26 protein-coding genes are annotated in these 23,613 nt (G+C 72.4%); 17 read left to right on the plus strand and 9 right to left on the minus strand.

What is annotated here, in order from left to right:
- The first annotated feature begins 63 nt into the window (after positions 1-63).
- The gene (locus ACF09C_RS12035) at positions 64-468 is read left to right on the plus strand and encodes a winged helix-turn-helix transcriptional regulator (RefSeq protein WP_392091259.1); all 405 of its coding nucleotides are present in this window, start codon (positions 64-66) and stop codon (positions 466-468) included.
- Positions 465-1,601 (plus strand): DUF2786 domain-containing protein, encoded by a 1,137-nt coding sequence (locus ACF09C_RS12040; protein ID WP_392091260.1) that lies wholly within the window; start codon positions 465-467, stop codon positions 1,599-1,601. Before ACF09C_RS12035 ends, ACF09C_RS12040 begins: the two co-directional genes overlap by 4 nt.
- 15 nt (positions 1,602-1,616) lie before the next feature.
- Here ACF09C_RS12040 and ACF09C_RS12045 read toward each other — a convergent pair whose 3' ends face one another.
- Positions 1,617-2,105: a hypothetical protein gene (locus ACF09C_RS12045; RefSeq protein WP_392091261.1), complete on the minus strand. Its 489-nt coding sequence runs from the start codon at positions 2,103-2,105 to the stop codon at positions 1,617-1,619.
- A 357-nt stretch (positions 2,106-2,462) separates the two neighbouring features.
- On the opposite strand from ACF09C_RS12045, the gene ACF09C_RS12050 reads away from it, so the two are divergent.
- Complete coding sequence (locus ACF09C_RS12050) at positions 2,463-4,541, plus strand: FUSC family protein (protein ID WP_392091262.1); 2,079 nt, start codon at positions 2,463-2,465, stop codon at positions 4,539-4,541.
- 65 nt (positions 4,542-4,606) lie between these two features.
- On the opposite strand, the gene rpsN is transcribed toward ACF09C_RS12050, so the two are convergent.
- A complete protein-coding gene (rpsN, locus tag ACF09C_RS12055; protein ID WP_392091263.1) occupies positions 4,607-4,912 on the minus strand; it encodes a 30S ribosomal protein S14 in 306 nt (101 codons plus the stop codon).
- Positions 4,912-5,148 (minus strand): 50S ribosomal protein L28, encoded by a 237-nt coding sequence (gene rpmB, locus ACF09C_RS12060; RefSeq protein WP_361855885.1) that lies wholly within the window; start codon positions 5,146-5,148, stop codon positions 4,912-4,914. Before rpmB ends, rpsN begins: the two co-directional genes overlap by 1 nt.
- 73 nt (positions 5,149-5,221) lie before the next feature.
- Here rpmB and rpmG point away from each other — a divergent pair, with 73 nt between their 5' ends.
- From rpmG to ACF09C_RS12085, 5 genes are all read left to right on the plus strand, one after another.
- Complete coding sequence (gene rpmG / locus ACF09C_RS12065; protein WP_019888385.1) at positions 5,222-5,386, plus strand: 50S ribosomal protein L33; 165 nt, start codon at positions 5,222-5,224, stop codon at positions 5,384-5,386.
- Positions 5,387-5,392: 6 nt separating this feature from the next.
- Positions 5,393-5,659, plus strand: a complete 267-nt coding sequence (locus ACF09C_RS12070; RefSeq protein WP_392091264.1) for a type B 50S ribosomal protein L31 — start codon at positions 5,393-5,395, stop codon at positions 5,657-5,659.
- The gene (locus tag ACF09C_RS12075; protein WP_392091265.1) at positions 5,659-6,846 is read left to right on the plus strand and encodes a CobW family GTP-binding protein; all 1,188 of its coding nucleotides are present in this window, start codon (positions 5,659-5,661) and stop codon (positions 6,844-6,846) included. The genes ACF09C_RS12070 and ACF09C_RS12075 overlap by 1 nt, the downstream gene beginning before the upstream one ends.
- A gap of 4 nt (positions 6,847-6,850) precedes the next feature.
- Complete coding sequence (rpsR, locus tag ACF09C_RS12080) at positions 6,851-7,090, plus strand: 30S ribosomal protein S18 (RefSeq protein ID WP_392091266.1); 240 nt, start codon at positions 6,851-6,853, stop codon at positions 7,088-7,090.
- Positions 7,091-7,264: 174 nt separating this feature from the next.
- On the plus strand, positions 7,265-7,477 hold the full coding sequence (locus ACF09C_RS12085; protein WP_315892628.1) for a DUF397 domain-containing protein: 213 nt from the start codon (positions 7,265-7,267) through the stop codon (positions 7,475-7,477).
- Positions 7,478-7,564: 87 nt separating this feature from the next.
- On the opposite strand, the gene ACF09C_RS12090 is transcribed toward ACF09C_RS12085, so the two are convergent.
- Positions 7,565-8,065: an ATP-binding protein gene (locus ACF09C_RS12090; RefSeq protein ID WP_392091267.1), complete on the minus strand. Its 501-nt coding sequence runs from the start codon at positions 8,063-8,065 to the stop codon at positions 7,565-7,567.
- Positions 8,066-8,352: 287 nt separating this feature from the next.
- Between ACF09C_RS12090 and ACF09C_RS12095 the strand changes: the two genes are divergently transcribed.
- The 7 genes from ACF09C_RS12095 to ACF09C_RS12125 all read left to right on the plus strand — a co-directional run bounded on the left by ACF09C_RS12095 (position 8,353) and on the right by ACF09C_RS12125 (position 15,567).
- A complete protein-coding gene (locus ACF09C_RS12095; RefSeq protein ID WP_362414285.1) occupies positions 8,353-9,225 on the plus strand; it encodes a helix-turn-helix transcriptional regulator in 873 nt (290 codons plus the stop codon).
- Positions 9,226-9,348: 123 nt separating this feature from the next.
- Entirely contained in the window at positions 9,349-10,806 is a 1,458-nt protein-coding gene (locus tag ACF09C_RS12100; RefSeq protein WP_392091268.1) for an aldehyde dehydrogenase family protein, read from the plus strand.
- Positions 10,807-10,916: 110 nt separating this feature from the next.
- Entirely contained in the window at positions 10,917-11,471 is a 555-nt protein-coding gene (locus ACF09C_RS12105) for a DinB family protein (protein ID WP_392091270.1), read from the plus strand.
- Positions 11,472-11,543: 72 nt separating this feature from the next.
- Positions 11,544-12,221: a PadR family transcriptional regulator gene (locus tag ACF09C_RS12110; protein WP_392091271.1), complete on the plus strand. Its 678-nt coding sequence runs from the start codon at positions 11,544-11,546 to the stop codon at positions 12,219-12,221.
- 78 nt (positions 12,222-12,299) lie between these two features.
- Positions 12,300-13,286, plus strand: coding sequence for an ATP-binding cassette domain-containing protein (locus ACF09C_RS12115; RefSeq protein ID WP_392091272.1), 987 nt, complete (start codon positions 12,300-12,302; stop codon positions 13,284-13,286).
- Positions 13,283-14,047, plus strand: a complete 765-nt coding sequence (locus ACF09C_RS12120) for an ABC transporter permease (RefSeq protein WP_392091274.1) — start codon at positions 13,283-13,285, stop codon at positions 14,045-14,047. Before ACF09C_RS12115 ends, ACF09C_RS12120 begins: the two co-directional genes overlap by 4 nt.
- A 458-nt stretch (positions 14,048-14,505) precedes the next feature.
- Positions 14,506-15,567, plus strand: coding sequence for a WD40/YVTN/BNR-like repeat-containing protein (locus ACF09C_RS12125; protein ID WP_392091276.1), 1,062 nt, complete (start codon positions 14,506-14,508; stop codon positions 15,565-15,567).
- 23 nt (positions 15,568-15,590) lie between these two features.
- Here ACF09C_RS12125 and ACF09C_RS12130 read toward each other — a convergent pair whose 3' ends face one another.
- The 3 genes from ACF09C_RS12130 to ACF09C_RS12140 form a co-directional block, all read right to left on the minus strand.
- On the minus strand, positions 15,591-17,009 hold the full coding sequence (locus tag ACF09C_RS12130; protein WP_392091277.1) for a glutamate decarboxylase: 1,419 nt from the start codon (positions 17,007-17,009) through the stop codon (positions 15,591-15,593).
- Positions 17,010-17,029: 20 nt separating this feature from the next.
- Complete coding sequence (locus tag ACF09C_RS12135; protein ID WP_392091278.1) at positions 17,030-18,319, minus strand: ion channel protein; 1,290 nt, start codon at positions 18,317-18,319, stop codon at positions 17,030-17,032.
- A 94-nt stretch (positions 18,320-18,413) separates the two neighbouring features.
- Positions 18,414-18,782, minus strand: a complete 369-nt coding sequence (locus tag ACF09C_RS12140) for a YbjQ family protein (RefSeq protein WP_392091280.1) — start codon at positions 18,780-18,782, stop codon at positions 18,414-18,416.
- Positions 18,783-18,942: 160 nt separating this feature from the next.
- Here ACF09C_RS12140 and ACF09C_RS12145 point away from each other — a divergent pair, with 160 nt between their 5' ends.
- Positions 18,943-19,650, plus strand: coding sequence for a DedA family protein (locus tag ACF09C_RS12145; RefSeq protein ID WP_392091281.1), 708 nt, complete (start codon positions 18,943-18,945; stop codon positions 19,648-19,650).
- Between the two features lie 112 nt (positions 19,651-19,762).
- Here the strand turns inward: ACF09C_RS12145 and ACF09C_RS12150 are convergent, their stop codons facing one another.
- Both ACF09C_RS12150 and ACF09C_RS12155 read right to left on the minus strand, forming a co-directional pair.
- Positions 19,763-21,409, minus strand: coding sequence for a threonine/serine exporter ThrE family protein (locus ACF09C_RS12150; RefSeq protein WP_392091424.1), 1,647 nt, complete (start codon positions 21,407-21,409; stop codon positions 19,763-19,765).
- Positions 21,410-21,559: 150 nt separating this feature from the next.
- A complete protein-coding gene (locus tag ACF09C_RS12155) occupies positions 21,560-22,054 on the minus strand; it encodes an inorganic diphosphatase (protein ID WP_003968257.1) in 495 nt (164 codons plus the stop codon).
- Positions 22,055-22,156: 102 nt separating this feature from the next.
- On the opposite strand from ACF09C_RS12155, the gene dacB reads away from it, so the two are divergent.
- On the plus strand, positions 22,157-23,590 hold the full coding sequence (gene dacB, locus ACF09C_RS12160) for a D-alanyl-D-alanine carboxypeptidase/D-alanyl-D-alanine-endopeptidase (protein ID WP_392091283.1): 1,434 nt from the start codon (positions 22,157-22,159) through the stop codon (positions 23,588-23,590).
- The last annotated feature ends 23 nt before the right edge of the window (positions 23,591-23,613 follow it).

Genomic DNA, 23,613 nt, shown 5'->3' on the forward strand with positions numbered 1-23,613 from the left:
GTGGTTCCGTCCTTCGAGGACCATCCTGGGAGCAAGGCGCGGATCTTGTAAGGAGGCACATTCGTGTACGAGGGGCACACCGAGGTAACCAGCGGGGCGGGAGCCGCCGACCCCCTGGTGAGCTGTGCGGAGGAGTGCGGAGTACGGGATGTGCAGGACCGCCTCGGCGACAAGTGGACCGTGCACGTGGTCGTCGAACTGGCCGCGGGCCCGCGCCGCTTCAGGGAGCTGCAGCGTCTGGTCACCGGCATCTCGCAGCGCATGCTGACCCTGACCCTGCGCCGCCTGGAGCGGGACGGGCTGGTGACGCGGACGGTGTACCCGACGACACCGCCGCAGGTGGAGTACGCGCTGACGGAGACGGGGCACAGCATGACGCACCTGATCAAGCAGCTGATCGACTGGTCGCTCGACCACCGCGCGGTGATCGGCCGCGCACGCGAGGAATGGGACGCGAAGCAGTCATGAGCACGGGGACGACGGTGGACAGGGCCCTGGAGACCGCCCTCTACACGGACGAGGAAGCGCTCCTCGACACGGCGGCGTCGCTGCTCGCGGCCGACCGCTCGGCGGACGCGGAACTGGCGCGCCGGGGCGAGGAGTTCGTACGCAGGGCATGGGAGCGCGGCTGGCAGCCGGCGGATCTCGTACGCCTGGTGAGACGGGACCTGGCGGAGGAGCACGTACGCCAGGCAGGGGCCCTGATCGCGGCGGAGACGGCGGGCTACGCGCACCTGCCGCACCGCTGGGCCGCCCAACTCGCCGACCTGGACACGAAGCCCGCCGCCCGCGGCGCGGACCGGTTCTCGTCGGCGACGACGACCCTTGAGCTGTACCGGCTCCTCGTCCGGCTGCCGTCCCTCGAACCGGTGGGCCCGGTGCCGGGCGACGCGCTTCCGGCGCCGGCGGCGGGGGAGCCGCGGATGCTGACGCGGGTCCGCGCGCTGCTGGCGAAGGCCGAGGCGACGGGGTACCCGGAGGAGGCGGAGGCGTTGACCGCCAAGGCCCAGGAGCTGATGGCCCGGCACAGCCTGGACGAGGCGGCCCTTGCGTCGCGTACGCCTTCGGGCGATGTGCCGGGGGCGCTACGGATCGGGGTGGAGCCGCCGTACGAGCAGGCGAAGGCGATCCTGCTGGACGCGGTGGCGACGGCGAACCACTGCAGGGCGGTGTGGAACGAGCCGTACGGCTTCTCGACGGTGGTCGGTTTCGAGGCGGACCTGGATCCGGTGGAGCTGCTGTACACCTCGCTCCTCGTCCAGGGGACGGCGGCGATGACGCGCGCGGAGGCGGAGCAGCGGGCGGGCGGCCGGAAGCGTACGAAGTCCTTCCGGCAGTCGTTCCTGCTGGCGTACGCGAACCGGCTCGGCACCCGTCTCGCGGCGACCGCGCGCCGGGTGTCGGCGGAGGAGCCCACGCTGCTTCCGGCGCTGCGCAGCCGCGAGGCGGCGGTCACGTCGCACACGGACGAGATGTTCCCGCGGACCCGCACGACCCGGGTCCGCGCGATGTGGGACGAGGCGGGCTGGTCCCACGGCACGACGGCCGCGAACGCGGCGGGCCTGGGCCGGGCGGGTCAGGGGGAGGTCGAGGGCGGCTAGGGCCTTTCGTTCGGATCAGGCGGCGCGGCAGAGCGCGTCGGTGTCGACGGTCCTGGCGAGGGACACGGTCCGGGCGGACCGCTTGCGGGCGAAGACGACGAGCCGCAGCACGGCGAACCGGGCGACTCCGGCGAGCGCGGAGGCGGAGAGGTAGACGACCTGCTCGAGGACCGCGCCGGGCGAGGCCACCAGCTGCTGCAGGACGAACATCGCGACACAGGTCACCGCGTAGGCGGCCACCGCGGACCCGGCCGACTGCACGTGCTGGCGCCGGGTCGCGCGCCCACCCGCACCGAAGGTGAAGCGCGCGTGCAACTCGGTGGCGAGGAGCGTCGAGACGACGGCGACGAGGGCGTTCGCCACGGCCCAGGGAACCCAGCCGGCGAGCGCGGCCACCCCGAAACTGGACGCGACCCCCACGCCCCCACCGCAGAGCACGAACCGCACGAAGGCCACGAAGGCACCGGGCGCCGCGCTCTGCGGGCTGCTCTGCGCTGTCTCCATGATCCGACCCCTTCGATGACCAGGCAGGTGCGTGAATGTCGTGGCGCCATAATGGCACACGAATGGCGCCATGGCGAGCCATGTGGCGCGGGATGGGGTGGGTGTAGGGGGCGCAGCCCGCCCTTTGCGGGATTGAGCGTGCGCCCAAAGGCCACTTTGAACTGCACTTACGTGATTACTGGCACCTCTTGGCGCCGTCGACGCCAACCATGGCGCCAGGGGCTTCCGGGCTGGCGCCGGCGGCGCCCCCGCACCCCTCTGCCCCCCGGCGCACGCCCCGCCGCCGGCGGGGTTTCGGGAAGGGGTGGAGTGGGGGGAATCAACCCTTTCGTACCGCTTCGCGGATAGGCTCCCGCCATGAGCTGGCTCCGGGCCCTGAAAGCGACCGCCCGTTCCGGGCTCACCGTCGAACGGCGTCCGCTCGAACCGCTCGTCGCCGCCCGCGCAGCCCTCGGCCTCGCCCTCGTCGTCGGCGCGACGCTCGCGCTCTTCGGCCCGGGAGCCGCCATCAGCTCCGCGTTCGGCGCCTTCCAGGCCGCCATCGCCACGTTCCAGCGCTCCTGGCGCCCCCGCCCCACCCTCGCCCTCGCCTCGGGCGCCAGCCTCGCCGTCTCCACCTTCCTCGGCTACGTCACCGGCGCCGGCTCCCACCCCGCCCTCTTCCTCGCCCTGCTCGCCGTCTGGACGTTCGTCTCCGGCCTCGCCTGGGCCGCGGGCCCCACGGTCGGCATCATCGCCTCCTCCAACGTCGCGATGATGCTGGTCACCGTCACCCTCCCCACCTCCGTCGCCGAGGCCGCCGGCCACGCCGCGATGATCGCCGTCGGCGGCCTCGTCCAGGCGGCCCTCGTCGTCCTCCTCCCCGTCCGCCGCTGGGGCGCCCAGCGCGACGCGCTCGCCGACGCCCTCGCCGCCGAGGCGGACTACGCCCGGCGCCTGCGCCACGACCCCACCGCCTCCTTCGACCCGGTCCCGCTCATGACCGCCCGCAGCGCCGCCGCCGTGACACCCCACCAGGCCCGCCGCCGCCCCGCCGAACTTCACGGCGCGCGCGGCCTCGCCGAGCGCATCCGCCCCGTGCTCGCCTCCCTCGCCGACCCGGCCGTCGGCGCCTCCGCCGAGGGCCCGGCACGCGACCGGGTCCGCGAACTCCTCGCCGCGGCCGCCGCCGTCCTGGACGCCGCCGCCCACGCGATCCGGCACGGCGAGCCCGTCGACCTACCGTCCGCCGCCGTCGCCGCCCTGCGCACCCCCGACACCGGCACCCTCCTCAGCGGCGCCCCCCGTCGCGCCGCCGTCCGCCTCGCCGCCCTCCTCGACGACGTCGTCGAGACCGCCGAGCCCCGTACGGAAACCCGTACGGAAACCGGCGCCGAGGCCCGTGCCCGCCCCACCCTCCTCCGCCTGACCCCCGTCGTCCTCGCCCGCATGCGCGCCGAACTCCGCCCCGACTCCCCGGTCCTCCGGCACGCCGTCCGGGTCACCGCCGTGACCGCCGCCGGCTACGTCCTGGGCTCCGCCCTCCCCCTCGGCCACGGCTACTGGGCCCCGATGGCCTCCGTGATGGTCATGCGCCCCGACTTCTCGCAGACGTACTCCCGTTCCGTCGCCCGCTTCGGCGGCACCCTCGTCGGCGTCGCCCTCGCCACCGCCGTCGTCGAGCTCGCCGATCCGGGCGTGTACGCCTCCGCCGCGCTCGCCGTGGCCTGCGCCTTCGGGATGTACCTGCTGATGCGCACCGGTTACGCCGCGAGCCAGGTGTGCGTCTCCGCGTACGTCGTCTTCCTGCTCGGCATGGGAGGTACGGCCTGGACCCAGACCGTGTTCGAGCGGGTGGTCCTCACCCTCCTCGGCGGAGTCCTCGCGATGCTCGCGTACGCCGTCTACCCCGCCTGGGAGACACCCCGGCTGCGCGGCCGTCTCGCCGACTGGCTGGTCACCGACGGCCGTTACGCCGCCTCGGTCGTCGCCCACTACGCCAACCCGGCCGGCCCGGTCTGCGCCGACGTGCGCGAGGCGCTGCTCAACACCCGGGCCGCGCGGATCGCCTGGCAGGAGGCCCTGGACCGGGCGACCCACGAACCGGTGCGCCACCGCGGCCTTTCACGGGCGGCGGCCGACGACGCGGGGCACGCGCTGGCCCAGTTCGGCCGGGTCGCGATGCTGATGGAGGCGCACCTGCCGGAACGCGGCGCCCCGCCCGTCCCGGCCGCCGCGACCCTCGCGGAGGCGCTGCGCCGGTCGACGGAACGGGGCGGCAAGGCGGTGCGGGAGCGCAGGGCGCCCGAGTGGGACGAGCTGCGCGAGACGGTCGCGGCCTGCGCGCCGCTGATGGGGGACCCGCTGCTGCGCAAGGGGGCGGGTCTGCTTCTGGACGCCTTGGACGACCTGTCGGAGTCCCTCACACCCACCCCCGCGCCCCAGCCCCGCCCCTGACGCGCAACCGCCCCCGGCAAGCCGCTACCAGCTGGCCCAAGCGCCACCCCAGCTGGCCCAAGCGCCTACCAGCTGGCCTTCCGCACCCCCGGCAGGAACCCCGCGTGTGCCTGCTGCCGCAGTCGTACCCGCGAGATCCCGAACTTCCGCAGATGCCCCCGCGGCCGCCCGTCCACCGCGTCCCGGTGGCGGATCCGCGTCGCGCTCGCGTCGCGCGGCTGGCGCCGCAGCTCACGCACCGCCGCCTCCCGTTCGGCCTCCGGTGTGGCCGGCCGCCGGATGATCTCCTTCAGTTCGGCCCGGCGCTCCGCGTACCGCTCCACCACGCGTCGCCGCCGCTCGTTGCGCGCGATCTTGCTCTTCTTCGCCATCAGACCCGCACCCCCCGCGCCCGGATCCGGGCCACGGCGGCCTCGATCCCGATCGTGTCGACGGTCTTGATCGCGCGGGCGCTCAGCGTCAGCCGGACGTACCGGCCCTCGCTCGGCAGCCAGTAGCGCTTCTTCTGGATGTTCGGGTCGAACCGCCGTGACGTGCGGCGGTGGGAGTGCGAGATGCGGTTGCCGAAGCCGGGCTGTGCGCCGGTCAGCTGGCAGTGGGCGGACAAGGGTGACCTACCTCTCCCGGGAATCCGAGGATTCTTTTGGAAACGAGAACCATTTTCATTTACTCTACACATCATGGCCCGCAACGAACTCCGCCCGATCATCAAGCTCCGGTCGACCGCCGGCACCGGCTTCACCTACGTCACCCGCAAGAACCGCCGCAACAACCCCGACCGCCTCACCCTGCGCAAGTACGACCCCGTCGCGGGCCGGCACGTCGACTTCCGAGAGGAGCGCTGAGCACCCATGCGCCACGGCATCCACCCCCCGTACGGCCCGGTCGTCTTCCGCGACAAGGCCGGCGACTTCGCCTTCCTCACCCGCTCCACGCTCGCCACCCACGACGGCCTGAAGACCGTGGTGTGGGAGGACGGCAACACCTACCCCGTCGTGGACGTCGAGATCTCCTCGGCGAGCCACCCCTTCTACACCGGCACCGCCCGCGTCCTCGACACCGCCGGCCGCGTGGAGCGCTTCGAGCAGCGGTACGGACGCCGTGAGGCGGCGCGCTGATGCCCACGCACCCCCCGGCAGGCCCGGTGGCCTCCCTCTCCGTCGCCCTGGTCGGCGGGCTGCACTCCGAGGCCCGTCGCGCCACCGTGGACCGGCTCCTCGCCGCCGTCCCCGGCAGCGTCGCGCTCCACCACGACCTGGCGACCGCCCCGGAGACCGGGACCGTCGCCCGTACGGTCCGCGACGCCACCGGGGTCCTGTCCACCGGCGAGACCCCGCTCGTCAACGACTGCGCCTGCTGCGCCCTGCGCGAGGACCTCGTCCCCGAGCTGCGGCGGCTGGCCGACTCCGAGCTCACCCGGCTCGCCGTCGTCGAACTCTGGGACTCCGTCGAGCCGAAGGCGATGGCCGAGGTCGTGGTCGCGGCCGGGCTCCGGCTGACCGCCGTGATCACCGCCGTCGACCCCGCCCTCGTCCTGCCCTGCCTCGGCAACGGCGACGACCTCGCCGACGTCGGGCTCGCGGCCGCCGCCACCGACCAGCGGACCGTGGCCGACACCTGGGCGCGCCAACTGGAGTACGCACCCGTCCTCGCGGTCGTCGACGCGCCGGAGGGCGAACTCGCCGCCGACGACACGGACCGCGCGCTCCTCGACCAACTCCACCCCACCGCACGGCGGATCGCGGTCGGCCCGCAGGCCGATTCCGGCCGGGAGCTGGCCGCGGCCGCCCTCGCGGGCTTCGACGTCGAGGCCGCCGCGGCCGCCCAGCACCCGGCCAGCGCGCTGCTGCCCCAGGACGCGGACGACAGCGGGGTGACCACGTTCGTCTGGCACCACATCCGGCCGTTCCACCCCGAGCGCCTCTACGCGGCGCTGGAGGAGCTGACCTGCGCCGCCGCCCGTAGCCGCGGCCGGTTCTGGCTCGCCGACAAGCCCGATGTCCTGCTCCACTGGGACGCGGCGGGCGGCGCGCTCTGCGTCGAGGGCGTCGGCCCCTGGCTCGCCTCGCTGCCCGACGCGGCCTGGGAGATGGTGCCGCCCGTCCGCCGGGCCGCCGCCGCGATGGACTGGCATCCCGAGCACGGGGACCGCTGCCAGCACCTGGTCTTCACCTCACCCGGCCTCGACCGCGTGGGCCTCGCCGAGGTCCTCGACTCCTGCCTGCTCACCGATGCCGAGTACGCCGCCGGGCGCGAGGCCTGGAAGCTGCTCCCGCCCGCCTTCGACTCCCTCCTGGAGGTCTGACCCCGTGCCCCCCAAGTCCCCTCGCAAGCCGGCCAAGCCGCGCCGGAACCCGCTGGATCGCGACGGCGTCTCCTATGTCGACTACAAGGACACCGACCTGCTGCGGAAGTTCATCTCCGACCGGGGGAAGATCCGAAGCCGTAGGGTGACGGGAGTGAGCGCCCAGCAGCAGCGCCAGATCGCCCGGGCCGTCAAGAACGCCCGGGAGATGGCACTCTTGCCGTACTCGTCGGTAGCTCGCTGACGCCGGACCCGCTCGCACGGAGTCGCGTAGTCGCTACGCCACCCCCCGTGCACGTGCATCTGCTCATGCATTGGCATATGAACACGGCTATGATCCGAGGAAGTTGACACCTGCACGAATCGTCTCGGGGAGCTACCAGTGCATCATGCGCACGCGCATCACGCGTACAACGGCATGGCGGCCACGGAGCTCCACGGTGTCGTGTGGCAGAAGAGCCGGCACAGCAACTCCCAGGGTTCCTGCGTGGAGTTCGCCAAGCTGCCGGGCGGGAACGTCGCCGTGCGCAACTCGCGCCACCCGGACGGCCCCGCCCTCGTCTACACGCCCGCCGAGATAGAGGCGATGCTTCTCGGCATCAAGGACGGGGAGTTCGACCACCTCGTCTGATGAGGCCGCACGCACGAGGGAAGGGCCCCGGCATCCCGCCGGGGCCCTTCCCGTATGTCTGTCCACCCGTGCGTGCGGCTACGCGCGTCACTCCGGTCCGAGCCGGAAGAGCGCCCACACCACCTTGCCCTGGAGCGTCCCGGCCAGCGGGTGCCAGCCCCAGCTGTCGCTGAAGGAGTCCACCAGGAACAGCCCGCGCCCCGACTCCGCCGCGAAGTCCTCGTCCCCCGCGCGCGTCTCCGGGCTCTTGTGGCTGGGGTCGCGCACCGCGCAGACCAGACGGCTCGTCCAGCGCATCAGGTGCAGGCGGACCGGAGGGCTGTTGCGGCCCTCGTCCGCGGGGGACTCCGACGGGAGGGCGTGACGCAGGGCGTTGGTGACGAGTTCGGAGACGACCAGGGCGACGTCGTCGAAGCGTTCGGTGAGATCCCACTGCGTGAGCGTGGCCCGGGTGAACTTCCGTGCGCCGCGCACCGCTTCGTACGCGGGCGGCAGGGCGCAGGAGGCCGAGTTGGAGACCGTGGCGGGATCGATCGGCGGAAGCCCCTGCCGTAACGGCTCGAGCATGGTCGATCCATTCGTCCCCATGCGAGGCACTCCCGGGAATCGCGGCGAATCGCGGATGTGGTGCGGTTGCGCGGGGTCCATCGTTCCGAATGGGACCACTGGATGCAAGGGCAGATGCACGTGCACGCGCCTGACCTGTCCACCCCCGTGCCGATTTTGTGCATATCTTCTGCGCATCAGTTTCGCCTTGATCAGGAAGTCGCCCTGAAGTCGCCGTCTTTCCGTAATCGAATGTGTACGCGCTGAAGCGTTTAGTGGCAGAATCCGGGGCTCCGGGGGCCCGTGACCGCGAAGGAGAGGCTGGAGCCGTGACCGCAGTCGAATCGAGCGGAGCGAGCGGAAGCGTCGTACGGCGCATCCTGCTGGGTTCGCAGCTGAGGCGGTTGCGCGAATCGCGCGGCATCACCCGTGAGGCGGCCGGCTACTCGATCCGTGCGTCGGAATCCAAGATCAGCCGTATGGAGTTGGGCAGGGTGAGCTTCAAGGCAAGGGACGTCGAGGACCTGCTCACGCTCTACGGGGTCAGCGACGAGTCCGAGCGCGGCTCGCTGCTCGGTCTTGCCCGCGAGGCCAACGTGGCGGGCTGGTGGCACAGTTTCGGCGACGTGCTGCCCGGCTGGTTCCAGACCTACATCGGCCTCGAGGGCGCCGCCTCGCTCATCAGGATCTACGAAGTCCAGTTCGTGCACGGCCTGTTGCAGACCGAGGCGTACGCGCACGCCGTCGTCACCCGCGGCATGCCCGACGCCCCGCGCGCCGAGATCGACCGCCGTGTCGCGCTCCGCCTGGAGCGGCAGAAGGTCCTCGTCTCCGAGCGCGCCCCGCACTTCCACGCCGTCCTCGACGAAGCGGCGCTGCGCCGCCCGTACGGCGACCGGGCCGTGATGCAGGGCCAGTTGAGGCATCTGATCGAGATCTCCGAGCACCCGCACATCACGCTCCAGGTGATGCCCTTCAGCTACGGCGGGCACGCGGGCGAGAGCGGCGCGTTCACCATGCTGAGCTTCCCGGAGTCCGATCTCTCCGACGTCGTCTATCTGGAGCAGCTGACCAGCGCGCTGTACCTCGACAAGCGCGAGGAGGTCGCCCAGTACGCGCGCGTGATGGAGCGGCTGGCCGAGGAGAGTCCCGATCCGGCCGAAAGTCGCGATCTTCTCCGGGGACTCCTTCAACTCACGTAGGACGTCAGTACGATGACGTGACATCAGCATTTCCGGCCGTCTCGGAAAGCTCGGGGTGCACAGCCGTCCCGGCCGTCACGGTCGCCACAGCGTCCGCCACCGCGGGTTAAGGGGTCTCGCCTCATGTCCTACTTCACCGACCTGGCTCACCAGTACATAGACGGCGAGTGGAAGCCGGGCAGCGGCTCGTGGGACATCATCGACTTCAACCCGTACACCGGGGAGAAGCTCGCCTCGATCACCGTCGCCACCGCCGACGAGGTCGACCGCGCCTACCGCGCCGCCGAGCGCGCCCAGCGCGAGTGGGCCGAGACCAACCCGTACACGCGCCGGCTCGTCTTCGAGCGCGCGCTGCGGATCGTCGAGGAGCGCGAGCAGGAACTCGGCGACATGATCGTCGCCGAGCTCGGCGGTACGCGCCTGAAGGCGGGCTTCGAGCTGCACCTCGCCAAGGAGTTCCTGCGCGAGGCGATCCACCTGGCCCTGCGCCCAGAGGGCAGCATCCTGCCCTCGCCGGTCGACGGCAAGGAGAACCGCGTCTACCGCCTCCCGGTCGGTGTCGTCGGCGTCATCTCGCCCTTCAACTTCCCCTTCCTGCTCTCCCTCAAGTCCGTCGCGCCCGCCCTCGCGCTCGGCAACGCGGTCGTCCTCAAGCCGCACCAGAACACCCCGATCTGCGGTGGCACGCTCGTCGCGAAGGTCCTGGAGGACGCCGGTCTGCCGGCCGGTCTGCTGAACGTCGTCGTCACCGACATCGCCGAGATCGGCGACGCGCTCCTGACGCACCCGGTCCCGAAGGTCATCTCCTTCACCGGCTCCGACAAGGTCGGCCGCCACGTCGCCACCGTCTGCGCGCAGAACTTCAAGCACGCCGTCCTCGAACTCGGCGGCAACAGCGCCCTCATCGTCCTCGACGACGCCGACGTCGACTACGCCGTGGACGCGGCGGTCTTCAGCCGCTTCGTGCACCAGGGCCAGGTCTGCATGGCCGCCAACCGGATCCTGGTGGACCGCACGGTGGAGGCGGAGTTCACCGAGAAGTTCGTCGCCAAGGTGAAGACGCTGCGCGTGGGCGACCCGGCCGACCCCGCCACGCACATCGGCCCGCTCATCAACTCCCAGCAGGCCGAGTCCGTCTCCGCCGTCGTCGAGCAGGCCGTGGCGGCCGGCGCGACGGCGCTGCTGCACGGCTCCGCCGACGGCAACGTGGTCTCCCCGTCCGTCCTCGGCGGCCTCCCGGCCGACGCGCCCGTCCTCAGTCAGGAGATCTTCGGCCCGGTCGCCCTCGTGATCCCCTTCGACGGCGAGGAGGAGGCGGTCCGGATCGCCAACGACACCCCGTACGGCCTGAGCGGCGCCGTCCACACCGGTGACATCGAGCGGGGCGTACGGGTCGCCAAGCGCATCCACACCGGCATGATCCACATCAACGACGGCACCGTGCACGACGAGCCGATCGTGCCGTTCGGCGGCGAGAAGCACTCGGGCGTCGGCCGGCTGAACGGCGACGCGATGATCGAGGCGTTCACGACCCAGAAGTGGATCTCGATCCAGCACGGCCGGAGCCGCTTCCCGTTCTAGTGCGGGATTCAGGACCGAAGCTGTCCGCAAGGCTTCATAACGTGGTGGGTGTCGGGAGAGAGGAACTCCCCGGCACCCACTCTCTTTTTCACGTCAGGAAGGCGGACATCATGGTTGCTCTTGTTCCCGCGGAGGCCCAGGGCGACGAGCGCGGGGCCTTCCTCAACTTCGTCGAGGCCCAGCGGGCCGCGATCCGCCGTGCCTCCTTCGGTCTCACCGAGGAACAGGCGGCGAGCCGCCCCAGCGTGAGCGCGCTCAGCCTCTCCGGGCTGATCAAGCACGTCGCCGAGGTGGAGCTGGTCTGGCTCCGCCTCGCCCAGCAGCGGCCGAACGAGCGGCAGCGCAGCCGGGAGAGCTGGGGCGACGGCTTCCGGCTCGTGGAGGAGGAGAGCATCCCCGAGGTGCTCGCGTTCTGGGCGGGCGTGGCGAAGGAGACCGAGGAGTTCGTGCGCGCGGTGCCGAGCCTGGACGACACCTTCCCGCTGCCGCCGGCGCCCTGGTTCCCCAAGGACGGCCGGGTCTCGATCCGCTGGATGCTGCTCCACCTGGTCCAGGAGATGGGGCGGCACGCCGGGCACGCGGACATCGTCCGGGAGTCCCTGGACGGCAAGGACTCCTTCACTCTGATCGCCGAGGAGCGGGGAGAGCCGGGAGAGCGGGGATAGGAGGGCAGGGCGGGTAGGACGCCTGAGGCATACGGCCCGTACCCTAGTCAAGGTTGACTAGGAGGTACGAGGGTGTCTGCGATCCGGCTGCTTGTCCTCGGCGCGGTGCGCCAGCACGGGCGGGCGCACGGCTACCAGGTCCGCAACGACCTGGAGTTCTGGGGCGCGCACGAGTGGTCCAACGCCAAGCCCGGTTCGATCTACCACGCGCTCAAGCAGATGGCCAAGCAGGGCCTGCTGCGCGCGTACGAGATCGCGCCGAGCACGGCCGGCGGGCCGCCGCGCACCGAGTACGAGGTGACGGACGAGGGCACGGCGGAGTACTTCGCGCTGCTGCGCGAGGCGCTGACCACGTACGACCAGAAGATGGACGTCCTGTCCGCGGGGATCGGCTTCATCGTCGACCTCCCCCGGGCGGAGGCCGTGGAGCTGCTGAAGCAGCGGGTGCGGGCGCTCGACGAGTGGCGCGAGGCCGTCACCGAGTACTACACCCCGGAGGGCGGCCCGCAGCAGCTGGGGCACATCGGGGAGATCATGCACCTCTGGGTGCACTCCTCCGACGCCGGCAAGGAGTGGACGCTCGGTCTGATCGAGCGGATCGAGGCGGGCGCGTACACCTTCGCGGGTGAGGGCGAGCCCTTCGTGGGGGTGCTCGCGGAGGGCGAGGAGAACCCGTTCGCCACGGACGAGCCCGACCCGGAGCTGGAAGATCCCCGGAACACCCGGAACCCCCGGAAGAATTCTCTCTAATCAAGTTTGACTAATCGACCCGTCGGGGCATACCTTCGATCGAGTGGTCAAGTTTGACTACTGGCTTGGGAGGCTGGAATGACGGACGCGATCGTCGTCGAGGGCGCGCGGAAACGGTACGGCGACAAGCAGGCGCTCGACGGCCTCGACCTGCGCGTGGGGCGCGGCACGGTGCACGGGCTGCTGGGCCCCAACGGCGCGGGCAAGACCACGGTGGTGCGGATCCTGGCCACCCTGCTGCGGGCCGACGAGGGCCTGGTGCGGGTGGCGGGCTTCGACGCGCGGAGCCAGGCCGCCGAGGTGCGGCGCAGGATGGGGCTCCTCGGGCAGCACGCGGCCGTGGACGAGGAGTTGAGCGGCCGGCAGAACCTGGAGATGTTCGGCCGGCTGTACCACCTGGGGGCCCGCCGGGCGGGCGCGCGCGCCGACGAGCTGCTCGACCGGTTCGGGCTCACCGACACCGGGCGCAAGCCCGTCAAGCAGTACAGCGGCGGCATGCGGCGCCGCCTCGACCTCGCGGCCTCGCTGATCACCGAGCCGGAGGTGCTCTTCCTCGACGAGCCCACGACCGGGCTCGACCCCCGGGGGCGGGGCGAGGTGTGGGAGTCGGTGCGCTCGCTGGTGGGCGGAGGGACGACGGTCCTGCTCACCACGCAGTACCTGGAGGAGGCGGACCAGCTCGCCGACCGCATCTCGGTCGTCGACCGGGGCCGGGTCGTCGCCGACGGCACGGCGGACGAGCTGAAGACGAAGGTGGGCGGCGACCGGATCGACGTGGTCCTGCGCGACGCCCGGCGGCTGGTCGAGGCGGCGCGGTTGCTGCCCGTACCCGCCGCGGAGGTGAGCGTCGACACGGACCGGCGGCGGATCAGCGCGCCGGTGACGGACCGGATGGCGGCCCTCGCGGAGACCGTACGGGCGCTGGAGACGGCCGGCATCGAGGCGGAGGACATCGTCCTGCGGCGACCGACCCTCGACGAGGTCTTCCTCCACCTGACGGGGGACGAGGAGACGGCCGGCAGGAAGACGGGCGAGGAGAAGGCGACGGAGGGCGTGGCGGCATGAGCGTGGCGTATGTGATGAGCGACTGCTGGACGATGACCCGGCGCGAGCTGGCCCACTGGGCGCGGCAGCCGGTCGTGATGGTGGTCGGCCTGGCCTTCCCGATCATGATGCTGCTGATGTTCGGCTATCTCGTCGGCGGCGGGCGCGGGATCGAGGGCGACTACGTCGACTTCCTGGTGCCCGGCATGCTGACGCTGACGATGGTCTTCGGCCTCGAAGCCACGATGACGGCCGTCACGCAGGACCTCAACAAGGGCGTGATCGACCGGTTCCGCTCGATGCCGATGGCCGACGGGGCGGTCCTGGTGGGCCGTTCGGCCGCCGACATGCTCCAGTCGGCGGCCGGGCTGCTGCTCATGGTCGGCGTCGGGTACGCGATCGGCTGGCGGGCGCACGGGGGCCCGGGGGAGTTCGTGGCGGCGCTGGGGCTGCTGCTCCTGCTCCGGTTCGCGATGCTCTGGATCGGGATCTTCCTGGCGATGCTCGCGGGGAGGCCGGAGTTGGTGATGGCCGTGCAGATCCTGGTCTGGCCGGTCGGCTTCCTCTCCAACGCCTTCGCCTCGCCCGAGTCCATGCCGGGGTGGCTGGGCACGGTCGTGGAGTGGAACCCGATGTCGGCGACGGCGACGGCGGTACGGGACCTGTTCGGCAACCCGGGCGGCGAGCCGGGACACGTGTGGGCGGCGGTGGTCTGGCCGCTGGTGCTGCTCGCGGTCTTCTTCCCGCTGGCGGTACGGAGGTTCACGCGCCTGAGCGCGTAGCGGCGGCGGGTCGCGGCGGAGGCGGTTCGTAGCGGCGGCGGGTCGCGGCGGAGGCGGTTCGTAGCGGCGGGGGCGCACTTTTCCGAACTCGTCGCGGGGGAGTGGGAACGCGAAGCCGTCGAGCGGTGTACCCAAGGCAGACGGTTCACCGTGGACCGTCTGCCTCGGGGACAGGGGGACGGGAGATGCGCGGGCTTCGCGGAGTGACGGGCGCTGTGGTGGCGCTGACGACGATGGCGACGACGCTGCTGGCGGCGTGTGCGGGGGAGGGGGCGGGGGACGGGGGCACGGGGCCCTCGGCGCAGGGGACTTCGGGGCCCTCGGGTACGTCGGGTGCTTCGGGGGCTCCGGGGTCGAGCCCGTCGGTCCCGGGGGCCTCGCCCTCGACGGGCCTGCCCGGCGGGAGCGGTCGGGGCGGGGCGGCCGGCGCCCCGCCGCGCATACCGTCCGCCGAGGGGTTGCCCGGGTGGTCGCACAGCCCGGGGTTCGCGGCGGACGGCAGCGGGTTCGCGCTGCTCGCCGACTGCGTGCAGGACGCGGGGGCGCCGGAGAGCGGCTTCTGCCGCCAGCCCGTGGCCGTGCTTGACCGGGGTGCGAAGGCCTGGGTGCTGCGGCGCTCCCCGCTGCCCGAGGTCGCGCCGATGGACGGCGTCTCCGCCGACCTGAAGGTCCTCGGCCCGGGCCGGGCCCTGATCGAGGAGGGCGGCGCGAGCCCGGAGACCCGCAGGTCCTGGTTCACCCGGGACGGAGGGCGGACCTGGCGCCGGGTCGACCCGCGCACGAGCGGGACGACTCCGGTGATCCCGGCCGGTGCCGTCCTCACCACCGACTGCGCCGAGCCGAGTCCGCCGTCCGCCGGACCGCTCGCGGGGGACGAGTGCGCGCGGGAGCGGCTGGTCGTGATCGACCCGGAGGACGGCCGGCGGCGGGCGCTCGCCCAGGGGCCGCCGATCGGGCCCGGTCCGAGGCCGGCCGAGGTCGCCGAGCCGGACGGCTCCTGGTGGGTCTCCGGCACCGACCCGCTCTCGGGCCGGGCGGCCGTCGCCGTCTCGCGGGACCGGGGCCGCAGCTGGTCGATCGGCCGGTTGCCGAGCCCCACCACCGCACCGGGCTGGTACACCGCGGTCGCGGTCGGCCAGGACGCCGTCTACGCCGCGGAGATGGGCGAGTTGAAGGGCGGGAACCCGGTCAAGAACCCGATGCGCGCCCTGCACCGCTCCCTGGACGGCGGCCGCACCTGGGAGCGGATGTGGACGACGGGACCGGTCCACGAGCCGCGCACGCTCCAGGGCCTGCCCGTACCGGGCCCCGGGGGCCGGGTGCTGATCACCGCGGAGGACCGGGAGTTCGTGAGCGTCGACGGCGGCCGGAGCTTCCGGCCCTCGGGCGAGGGCACGGGCTTCACCCGCCGTACGCCGCTCGGGCTGCTCCGCTCCGGGTCCGCGTGCAGGTACGCGATATCGGTCGACGGCGAGCGCTGGTCGAGCTTCGCCCTGGCCTGTGTGGGCGAGCACCGGTGACAGCGCCCGCCGGACGCCCGGAGTCAGTGGTGGAAGGAGGTGGCGGCCCCCCGGTCCTCGATCGACGGTCCTGACTGGCGCCGCAGTTCCGGCAACAGACGCCGCAGGTCCTCGATGAAGAGGTCGGCGAGGTCGGCGGAGAAGCCGTTGCGGGCCACCACCCGCAGCACGGACAGGTCCTCCCGGTTGGCGGGGAAGGTGTACGCGGGCACCAGCCAGCCGTTCTCCCGCAGGCGCCGCGAGACGTCGAAGACGTCGAAGTTGGTGACCTCGGGGGCGGTGGTGAAGGCGAAGACGGGCAGCTGGTCGCCCCGGGTGAGGAGCCGGAAGTCGCCCATGGTCTCGATCCGTTCGGCGAGCCCGCGGGCGACGTCACGGGTCGTCTGCTGGACGGCGCGGTAGCCCTCCCGGCCCAGCCGCAGGAACGTGTAGTACTGCGCGACGACCTGGGCGCCGGGCCGGGAGAAGTTGAGGGCGAAGGTCGGCATGTCGCCGCCCAGGTAGTTGACCCGGAAGACGAGGTCCTCGGGGAGTTCGGCGGGCGAGCGCCACAGCGCCCAGCCGACGCCCGGGTAGACCAGGCCGTACTTGTGACCGGAGGTGTTGATCGAGGAGACCCGGGGCAGCCGGAAGTCCCAGACCACGTCCTCGTCAAGGAAGGGGGCGACCATCGCGCCGGACGCGCCGTCGACGTGCACGGGGATGTCGAGGCCGGTCCGTTCCTGGAGGGCGTCGAGCGCGGCGCAGATCTCCGCGACCGGTTCGTAGGAGCCGTCGAAGGTCGAGCCGAGCACGGCGACCACACCGATGGTGTTCTCGTCGCAGAGCGCGGCGGCCGACTCCGCGTCCATGTGGAAGCGGTCGCCCTCCATGGGGACGAGCCGGGCCTCGACCTCCCAGAAGTTGCAGAACTTCTCCCAGCAGACCTGGACGTTGACGCCCATGACCAGGTTGGGCCGGGCGCTGCCCGGGTAGCGGTCGGCGTTCCGCTTGGCCCAGCGGCGCTTGAGGGCCATGCCGGCGAGCATGCACGCCTCGCTGGAGCCGGTGGTGGAGCAGCCGACGGTGGCGGTGGGGTCCGGCGCGTTCCACAGCTGGGCCAGCATGGCCACACAGCGCCGCTCCAGCTCGGCGGTGCGCGGGTACTCGTCCTTGTCGATCATGTTCTTGTCGCGGCACTCGGCCATCAGGACACCGGCCTGGGGCTCCATCCAGGTGGTGACGAAGGTGGCGAGGTTCAGCCGGGAGTTCCCGTCGAGCATCAGCTCGTCGTGGACGAGCTGATAGGCGCTCATGGGCGGCAGCGGCCCGTCGGGGAGCCGGTGGCGGGGCGGGGCCTCGGTCATGCCGCCGACCGGGTTGGCCTCACCGAAGAACGGGTTGAGGGCGAGGTGCCGGTCCGGCTCGGCCTGGGGCTTGTCGGGGCCCTTGTGCAACGCCATGGGAACTCCTTGGGGGGTGGTCAGCGCAGCGAGGCGCCGTGCTCGTCGAGTTCGAGTTGGGGGCGGCCGGTGACGACCAGCCAGGCGGGCAGGGAGGCCAGGCAGAGGATCGAGAGCATGGCCGGGGAGGAGGCGAGGACGGCGGCGACGAAGAGGCTCACCCAGCCCTGCCGGGTGGTCGCGAGCAGCACGCCGAGCACGGCCGAGGAGATGGCGACCGCGGGGTGGATCTCCGTGACCAGGGCCTGGGCGAGCATGCCGAAGGCGACGCCGATGAACACGGCGGGGAAGATCCGGCCGCCGACGAAGCCGCAGGCGGAGGCGACGAGCAGGGCGACGAGCTTGACGACGGCCATTCTGGCCAGCTCGCCCGAGGACCAGCCGCCGAGGTTCGCGGCGAGCTCCTTCATCTGGTCCAGGCCCTTGAAGAGCGTCAGAGACCCGCCGAGCGCGCCCAGCAGGCCGAGGACCAGACCGCCGGTCGGCAGCATCAGCATCGGGTGCTTCAGCCGCCGGAAGGCGCGGTGGACGTAGGGCAGGCCGTAACAGCACAGGAGGCCGAAGCAGGCGGCCAGGGTGGCCACGATCAGCGAGGCGAGCAGGTCGCCCCAGCCGGGGTCGGTCAGCTGGGGGAGCGACAGGTCGAAGGTGGGGTGCGAGAGCAGGGACGTGGTCAGGGACCCCGCCCCGGCGGCGAGGAGCGGTGCGAAGAGCCGGTCCCAGAGCGAGCCGGGGCCCGGCTGGTGGACGAGCGCCTCGGAGATGACCAGGGCGGCGGCCACCGGGGTGCCGAAGAGGGCGCCGATGGTGGCGGACGAGGCCAGCACGACCCAGAAGGCGCCCGGTGCGTTCGGCCGCAGTTTGCTGCCGAGCCAGTAGGTGAGCGCGATGTTCGCCGCGATGATCGGGTTCTCCGGGCCGAGGCTGACGCCGCCGGCGAGCGTGAGCGTGCCCGCGAGCAGCAGGCCGGGAACGACGTAGGGCGCCAGCGGGGCGCCGCCGAGGCCGGTCTCGGAGGGGTCGGGCCCCGCGTGACCGGGGACCTTCCAGATGATGAGCCCCACCGCGATGCCGGTCGCGGTCAGCATGACGATCATCCACAGGGACGAGTAGCCGCCGATCCCGAGCGCGTCCGGAAGGGTGTCCCAGAGCACGTGCTCGAACTCCTCGGAGATCCACGTGATCCCCAGGTAGAGCAGGGCCGCCAGCACGCCCACGACGAGCGCGGGCAGCACCTGCGGCAGCAGAGCTCGGGAGGGCGTCCGGGGGACGTGGGGCGGGGGCTCGGACGACGGGGTATCGGTGGCCACCGCCCCACCATAAGTGCACAAATGCCGCACAACACCCTGAGAGTTGGGGGTGTCGTCCCTCCGTGTCGAGGGTGCCGTCCTCCGGCATCAGGCCTCACCCACGCGGGGCGATCACCGCCGCCGTCCCGTACGCGCAGACCTCCGTCCCCACGTCGGCCGCCTCCGTCACGTCGAAGCGGAACATCAGCACGGCGTTGGCGCCGCGCGCCTTCGCCTGCTCCACAAGACGCTCCATCGCCTGGTTGCGGGTCTCCACCAGGGTCTTCGTCAGACCCTTCAGTTCTCCGCCGATCATCGACTTCAGCCCCGCGCCGATCTGGCTGCCCAGATGGCGCGAGCGCACGGTCAGTCCGAAGACCTCGCCGATGACCTGCCGGACCTCGTAGCCGGGTACGTCGTTCGTGGTGACGACCAGTACGTCCGGGTGCGGCCCCTGGCCGCCGCCGTACTCCTCGATGCCCATCCGCATCCACCTCCTGGCCACCAGCCTCGGACCGCCCGCCCGCCGTCGCATCCCGGGAACGCCCACCGGGGGCCCGTGGAACCCGGGCCGGTGGGAATGCGTTGGTACCTTGGGGCAGCCGTCCCCCTCGCCCCCACCGACCGCAGGAGCCCGGAACCCCGTGAATACGCTTGCCCTCGGACCGAGCTGGCTGGACCCGGACTATCTGATCCAGACCTTCGGTCTGATCGGTGTCCTCGTCATCGTCTTCGCCGAGTCCGGCCTGCTCATCGGGTTCTTCCTGCCCGGCGACTCGCTGCTCTTCACCACCGGCCTGCTGGTCACCACGAACAAGCTGGACCAGCCGCTGTGGCTCGTCTGCACGCTCATCGTGGCCGCCGCGATCATCGGCGACCAGGTCGGCTATCTCTTCGGCCGCAAGGTCGGCCCCGCCCTCTTCAAGCGCCCCGACTCCAAGCTCTTCAAGCAGGAGAACGTGGAGAAGGCGCACGAGTTCTTCGAGAAGCACGGCCCGAAGTCGCTGATCCTGGCCCGCTTCGTGCCGATCGTGCGGACGTTCACGCCGATCATCGCCGGTGTCAGCCGGATGAACTACCGCTCGTTCATCACGTTCAACATCATCGGCGGCGTGCTCTGGGGCGCCGGCGTCACCATCCTCGGCGCCTCCCTCGGCAAGATCGACTTCGTGCACGAGCACATCGAGGCGATCCTCATCCTGATCGTCGCGATCTCCGTGGTCCCGATCGTGATCGAGTACCTCCGCGCCCGCTCGCAGTCGAAGAAGGCCAAGGCCGCCCAGGACGACGAGCACGGCCACGACGCCCCCGGCACCCCGAACCCGGGCCGCGGCCGCCACGCCAAGCGCTGACCCACCCCCGCGGAGCCCGCCCCGGGCTCCTGTGAGCACGTCCAGGACCCCGAGGCCCGTCCCGGCCCCGGGGTCCTGCGCGTCCCGCGCTCCCGAGGCCCCGCCGGGCCCGTCAGAAGCCCCTGGTCCGCTTCGCCGCACGCCGCGCCGCAGCCGCGCGCGGAGCCTGCATGAAGAGGCGGGCCAGCTCGCTTCCCAGGTTCACGCCGATCGCGATCGCCAGCGCCAGGGCCGCCGCCTTCGCCAGGTTGGCGAAGCCCTGGTCCAGATTGTTCTGGGCGATCGACAGCACCCCGAAGTACGTCGCCGAACCCGGCAGCAGCGGACCGATCGCCGCCGTCACGTACGGTAGCGACGACGTGTGGTGGTACCGGGCGATCAGCTGGCCGAAGAGACCCACAAGACCCGCCGCCACCGCCGTCGCCATCACCGCCGAGCCGCCCGCCGTCACCGCGATCGACGCGTAGACCACCCACGCCACCCCGCCGTTCAACGTCGCGAACAGCACCGTCGCCCGCGACTGCTGCAACAGGATGGCGAACGTCGCGCACAGCACCATCGACGCCAGGATCTGCACCACCGGACGCTCGACCGGACTGAGCGCCCCCTCCGGGTTCAGCTGCGCGTCGAACTGCACGGCCACGTACAGCACCGACAGCACACCCACCACGATCGCCACGAAGAAGTACCCGACCTCCAGGAGCCGGGCCGAGGCCGTGATGTAGAAGCCGGTCAGACCGTCCTGCACGGCCGCCACCAGAGCACGACCGGGGATCAGGGCGAACAGACCACCCGTGATGACCGCCGAGGGCCGCAGATCGGCGTGCAGCAGCGTCAGCAGCACCCCCATCGCGGCCGGCGGCATCGCCGCCACCAGGAACTGGTAGAACTCCGGCAGCCCGCGCCCCGCGCACAGCCACGCGAGACGGTCGCCGAGCACCGCGCCGAGCGCCGCCACGCAGAACACCGTGAAGTCACCGCCGAGCAGCACCGAGGCCGCCCCCGCGAGGACACCCGCCGCCAGCGTCAGCACCCAGCCCGGATACGGGTGCCGGTTGCGCCGGATCTCCGCGAGCCGCCGGTACGCCTCCTCCGGCGTGACGTCGTGGTCCGGCGCGTTGATGTCGGCGAGCAGCTGGTAGACCGCGGCCAGCCGGGTGTAGTCCGTGCCCCGCCGCCGCACCGTCCGGTTCGCCGTGATCGGGTCGTCCATCAGCGACGGCTGGTGCGTGATCGACAGCAGCGTGAACGTCACCGTCGGCTCGCACCGGTCCAGGCCGTAGCTGCGGCAGATCGCGAACATCGCCGCCTCGACGTCCTCCGCGCCCTCCCCGCCCGCCAGCAGCAGCTCACCGATACGCAGGGTCAGGTCGAGCACACGGCCCACCGCGGGCCCCGCCCCGTCCTCCTTGGGCGCGGTCTCCGGCATCGGCCGGTCGCCCACCGGCAGCCGCAGCATCGTCCGCATCCGGTCCTGCCACGGCGCGTCCACCGGCAGCCGCACCAGCGGCATCCCGTGCGCCGGGGTGAACGCCGCCTGGGCCTGCCTGGCCGAGTGCGTCGACGGCGGGGCGAACGCGGAACCCTCGGGCTCCTCGGGCGGCTCCGCCGTCAGCCCCTCGGGAACGGCGAACTCGGAGGTCGGATGCTCCTCCTCCACGACCACCGGCGGTTCCACCCCGGCGGGCGGGACGAACGCGCTGCGCGCCTCGTCCGACTGCGGCTTCCGGTCCTCCGGGCCGTCCGCCTCCACGACCACTCTCTTCGCCCTCACTCCCATGCGCGCCGTCTGCCCAGTATGGGCACCGGCATACGACTGCAGTATGGGCACGGGCCTACGGCAGCACGCGAGACGGGCGGCGCACCCGCACGAGGTGCACCGCCCGTCACAGCTTCAGCAGGGACCCACTCAGTGGGCGCCGCCCTGCGCCTCCAGGCGCTTGTAGGAGGCCTCGATCTCGGCCTCGGCCTCGGCGCGGCCGACCCAGTCGGCGCCCTCGACCGACTTGCCCGGCTCCAGGTCCTTGTAGACCTCGAAGAAGTGCTGGATCTCCAGGCGGTCGAACTCCGACACGTGGTGGATGTCGCGCAGGTGCTCGACCCGCGGGTCCGAGGCGGGCACGCACAGCAGCTTGTCGTCGCCGCCGGCCTCGTCCGTCATACGGAACATGCCGATGGCGCGGCACTTGATCAGGCAGCCGGGGAACGTCGGCTCGTCCAGGATGACGAGCGCGTCCAGCGGGTCGCCGTCCTCGCCGAGGGTGTTCTCGACGAAGCCGTAGTCGGCCGGGTAGCTGGTCGAGGTGAAGAGGCGACGGTCCAGGCGGATGCGACCCGTCTCGTGGTCGACCTCGTACTTGTTCCGCGACCCCTTCGGGATCTCGATGGTGACGTCGAACTCCACGGGTGGCTCCTCCTGAATCAACACATGTGAATGCTTGCGGCAACGCGCAGTGATTAAGTGTCCCTCACGCCTGTGTGTGATCGCGAAAGGGGCTGGTCAGCAATGCCGGAGCCGAGGACCTGGCAGCTCACCGCGTGCTCTGCCGTACTAGGTCTGGCCCTGGCCGCCGGAGCGGTGACCGCCGCCGGACCGTGGGACAACGGCCAGCGTAAGGCCGAGCGCGCCCGGGCGGCCGCCGCGACCCCGACAGGTGGCGCACATCACGCGCCCCCCGCCGCCCCGCGCCGTCCCGCCCCGGCCCCCAGCGCCCCCGGAGTGCTCCGCGCCCTCGACACCGCCGGCACCGCCCAGCCGGGTGACCTCGCCGCCGTCCTCGTCCCGCTCCTCGCCGACCCCGGCCTCGGCCCGCTGCGCACCGCCTCCGTCGTCGACGCCACCACCGGCGAGCAGCTGTACGGCGAGGGCGCCGGCACGGCCATGACCCCGGCCTCCACCATCAAGATCGCCACCTCGGTCGCCGCCCTCTCCGCCCTCGGTCCCGACCACCGCATCCCGACCACCGTCGTCGCCGGCCCGGACGGCCGCACGCTCACCCTCGTCGGCGGCGGCGACCCCACCCTCGACCGGGCCCGCCTGAAGACCCTCGCCGGCGACACCGCCCGCGCCCTCAAGGCCCGGGGCGTCACCGCCGTACGCCTCACCTACGACACGAGCCTCTACCAGGGCCCCGCCCGGCACCCCATCGGCCGCAACGAGAACCTCGCCCCCGTCACCGCCCTGATGCTCAACGCGGGCCGCCCCGACGGCATCGACCACGGCCGCGCCGTCCGCAGCGACGACCCCGCCGCGGACGCCGCCACCGCCTTCGCCGAGCTCCTCACCCAGGCCGGTACGAAGGTCAAGGGCGCCCCCACCCCCGGCCGCGCCCCCAAGCCCGCCGCGGGCACCACGAGCGCCCCGCTGGCCCGCACCGAGTCCGCCCCGCTCTCCGCCCTCGTCGAGCGCACCCTCACCCTCAGCGACAACGACCTCGCCGAGGCACTCGCCCGCCAGACCGCCCTCGCCCGCAAGCAGCCCGCGAGCTTCGCCGGCGCCGGCAAGGCCGTCCAGGCCGAACTCGCCGCCCTCGGCCTGTCCACCGCGGGCGCCCGCTTCGCCGACGGCAGCGGCCTCTCCCGCGACGACCGGCTCTCCGCCGCCCTGCTCACCGGCCTCCTCACCCGAGCGGCCGACCCCGCCCGCCCCGCGCTGCGCCCCGTCCTCACCGGCCTGCCCGTCGGCGGCTTCAGCGGCACCCTCGAAGACCGCTTCGACTCCGGCCCCGCTCTCGGCGGAGCCGGCCTCGTCCGCGCCAAGACCGGCACCCTCAGGGGCGTCAACACGCTCGCCGGCACCGTCGTCACCGCCGACGGCCGCCTGCTCGCCTTCGCGTTCCTCGCCGGCCGCACCCCCTCCCCGTACCAGGCCCAGCCCGCCCTGGACCGGCTCTCCGCCGCGCTGGCGCCCCCCTCAGGAACCGTCCCGAACCTGCCCTGATCGGGCCCGGAGAACGTACGGTT

Source organism: Streptomyces sp. NPDC014870, assembly GCF_043081505.1.
Taxonomy (GTDB): Bacteria; Actinomycetota; Actinomycetes; order Streptomycetales; family Streptomycetaceae; genus Streptomyces.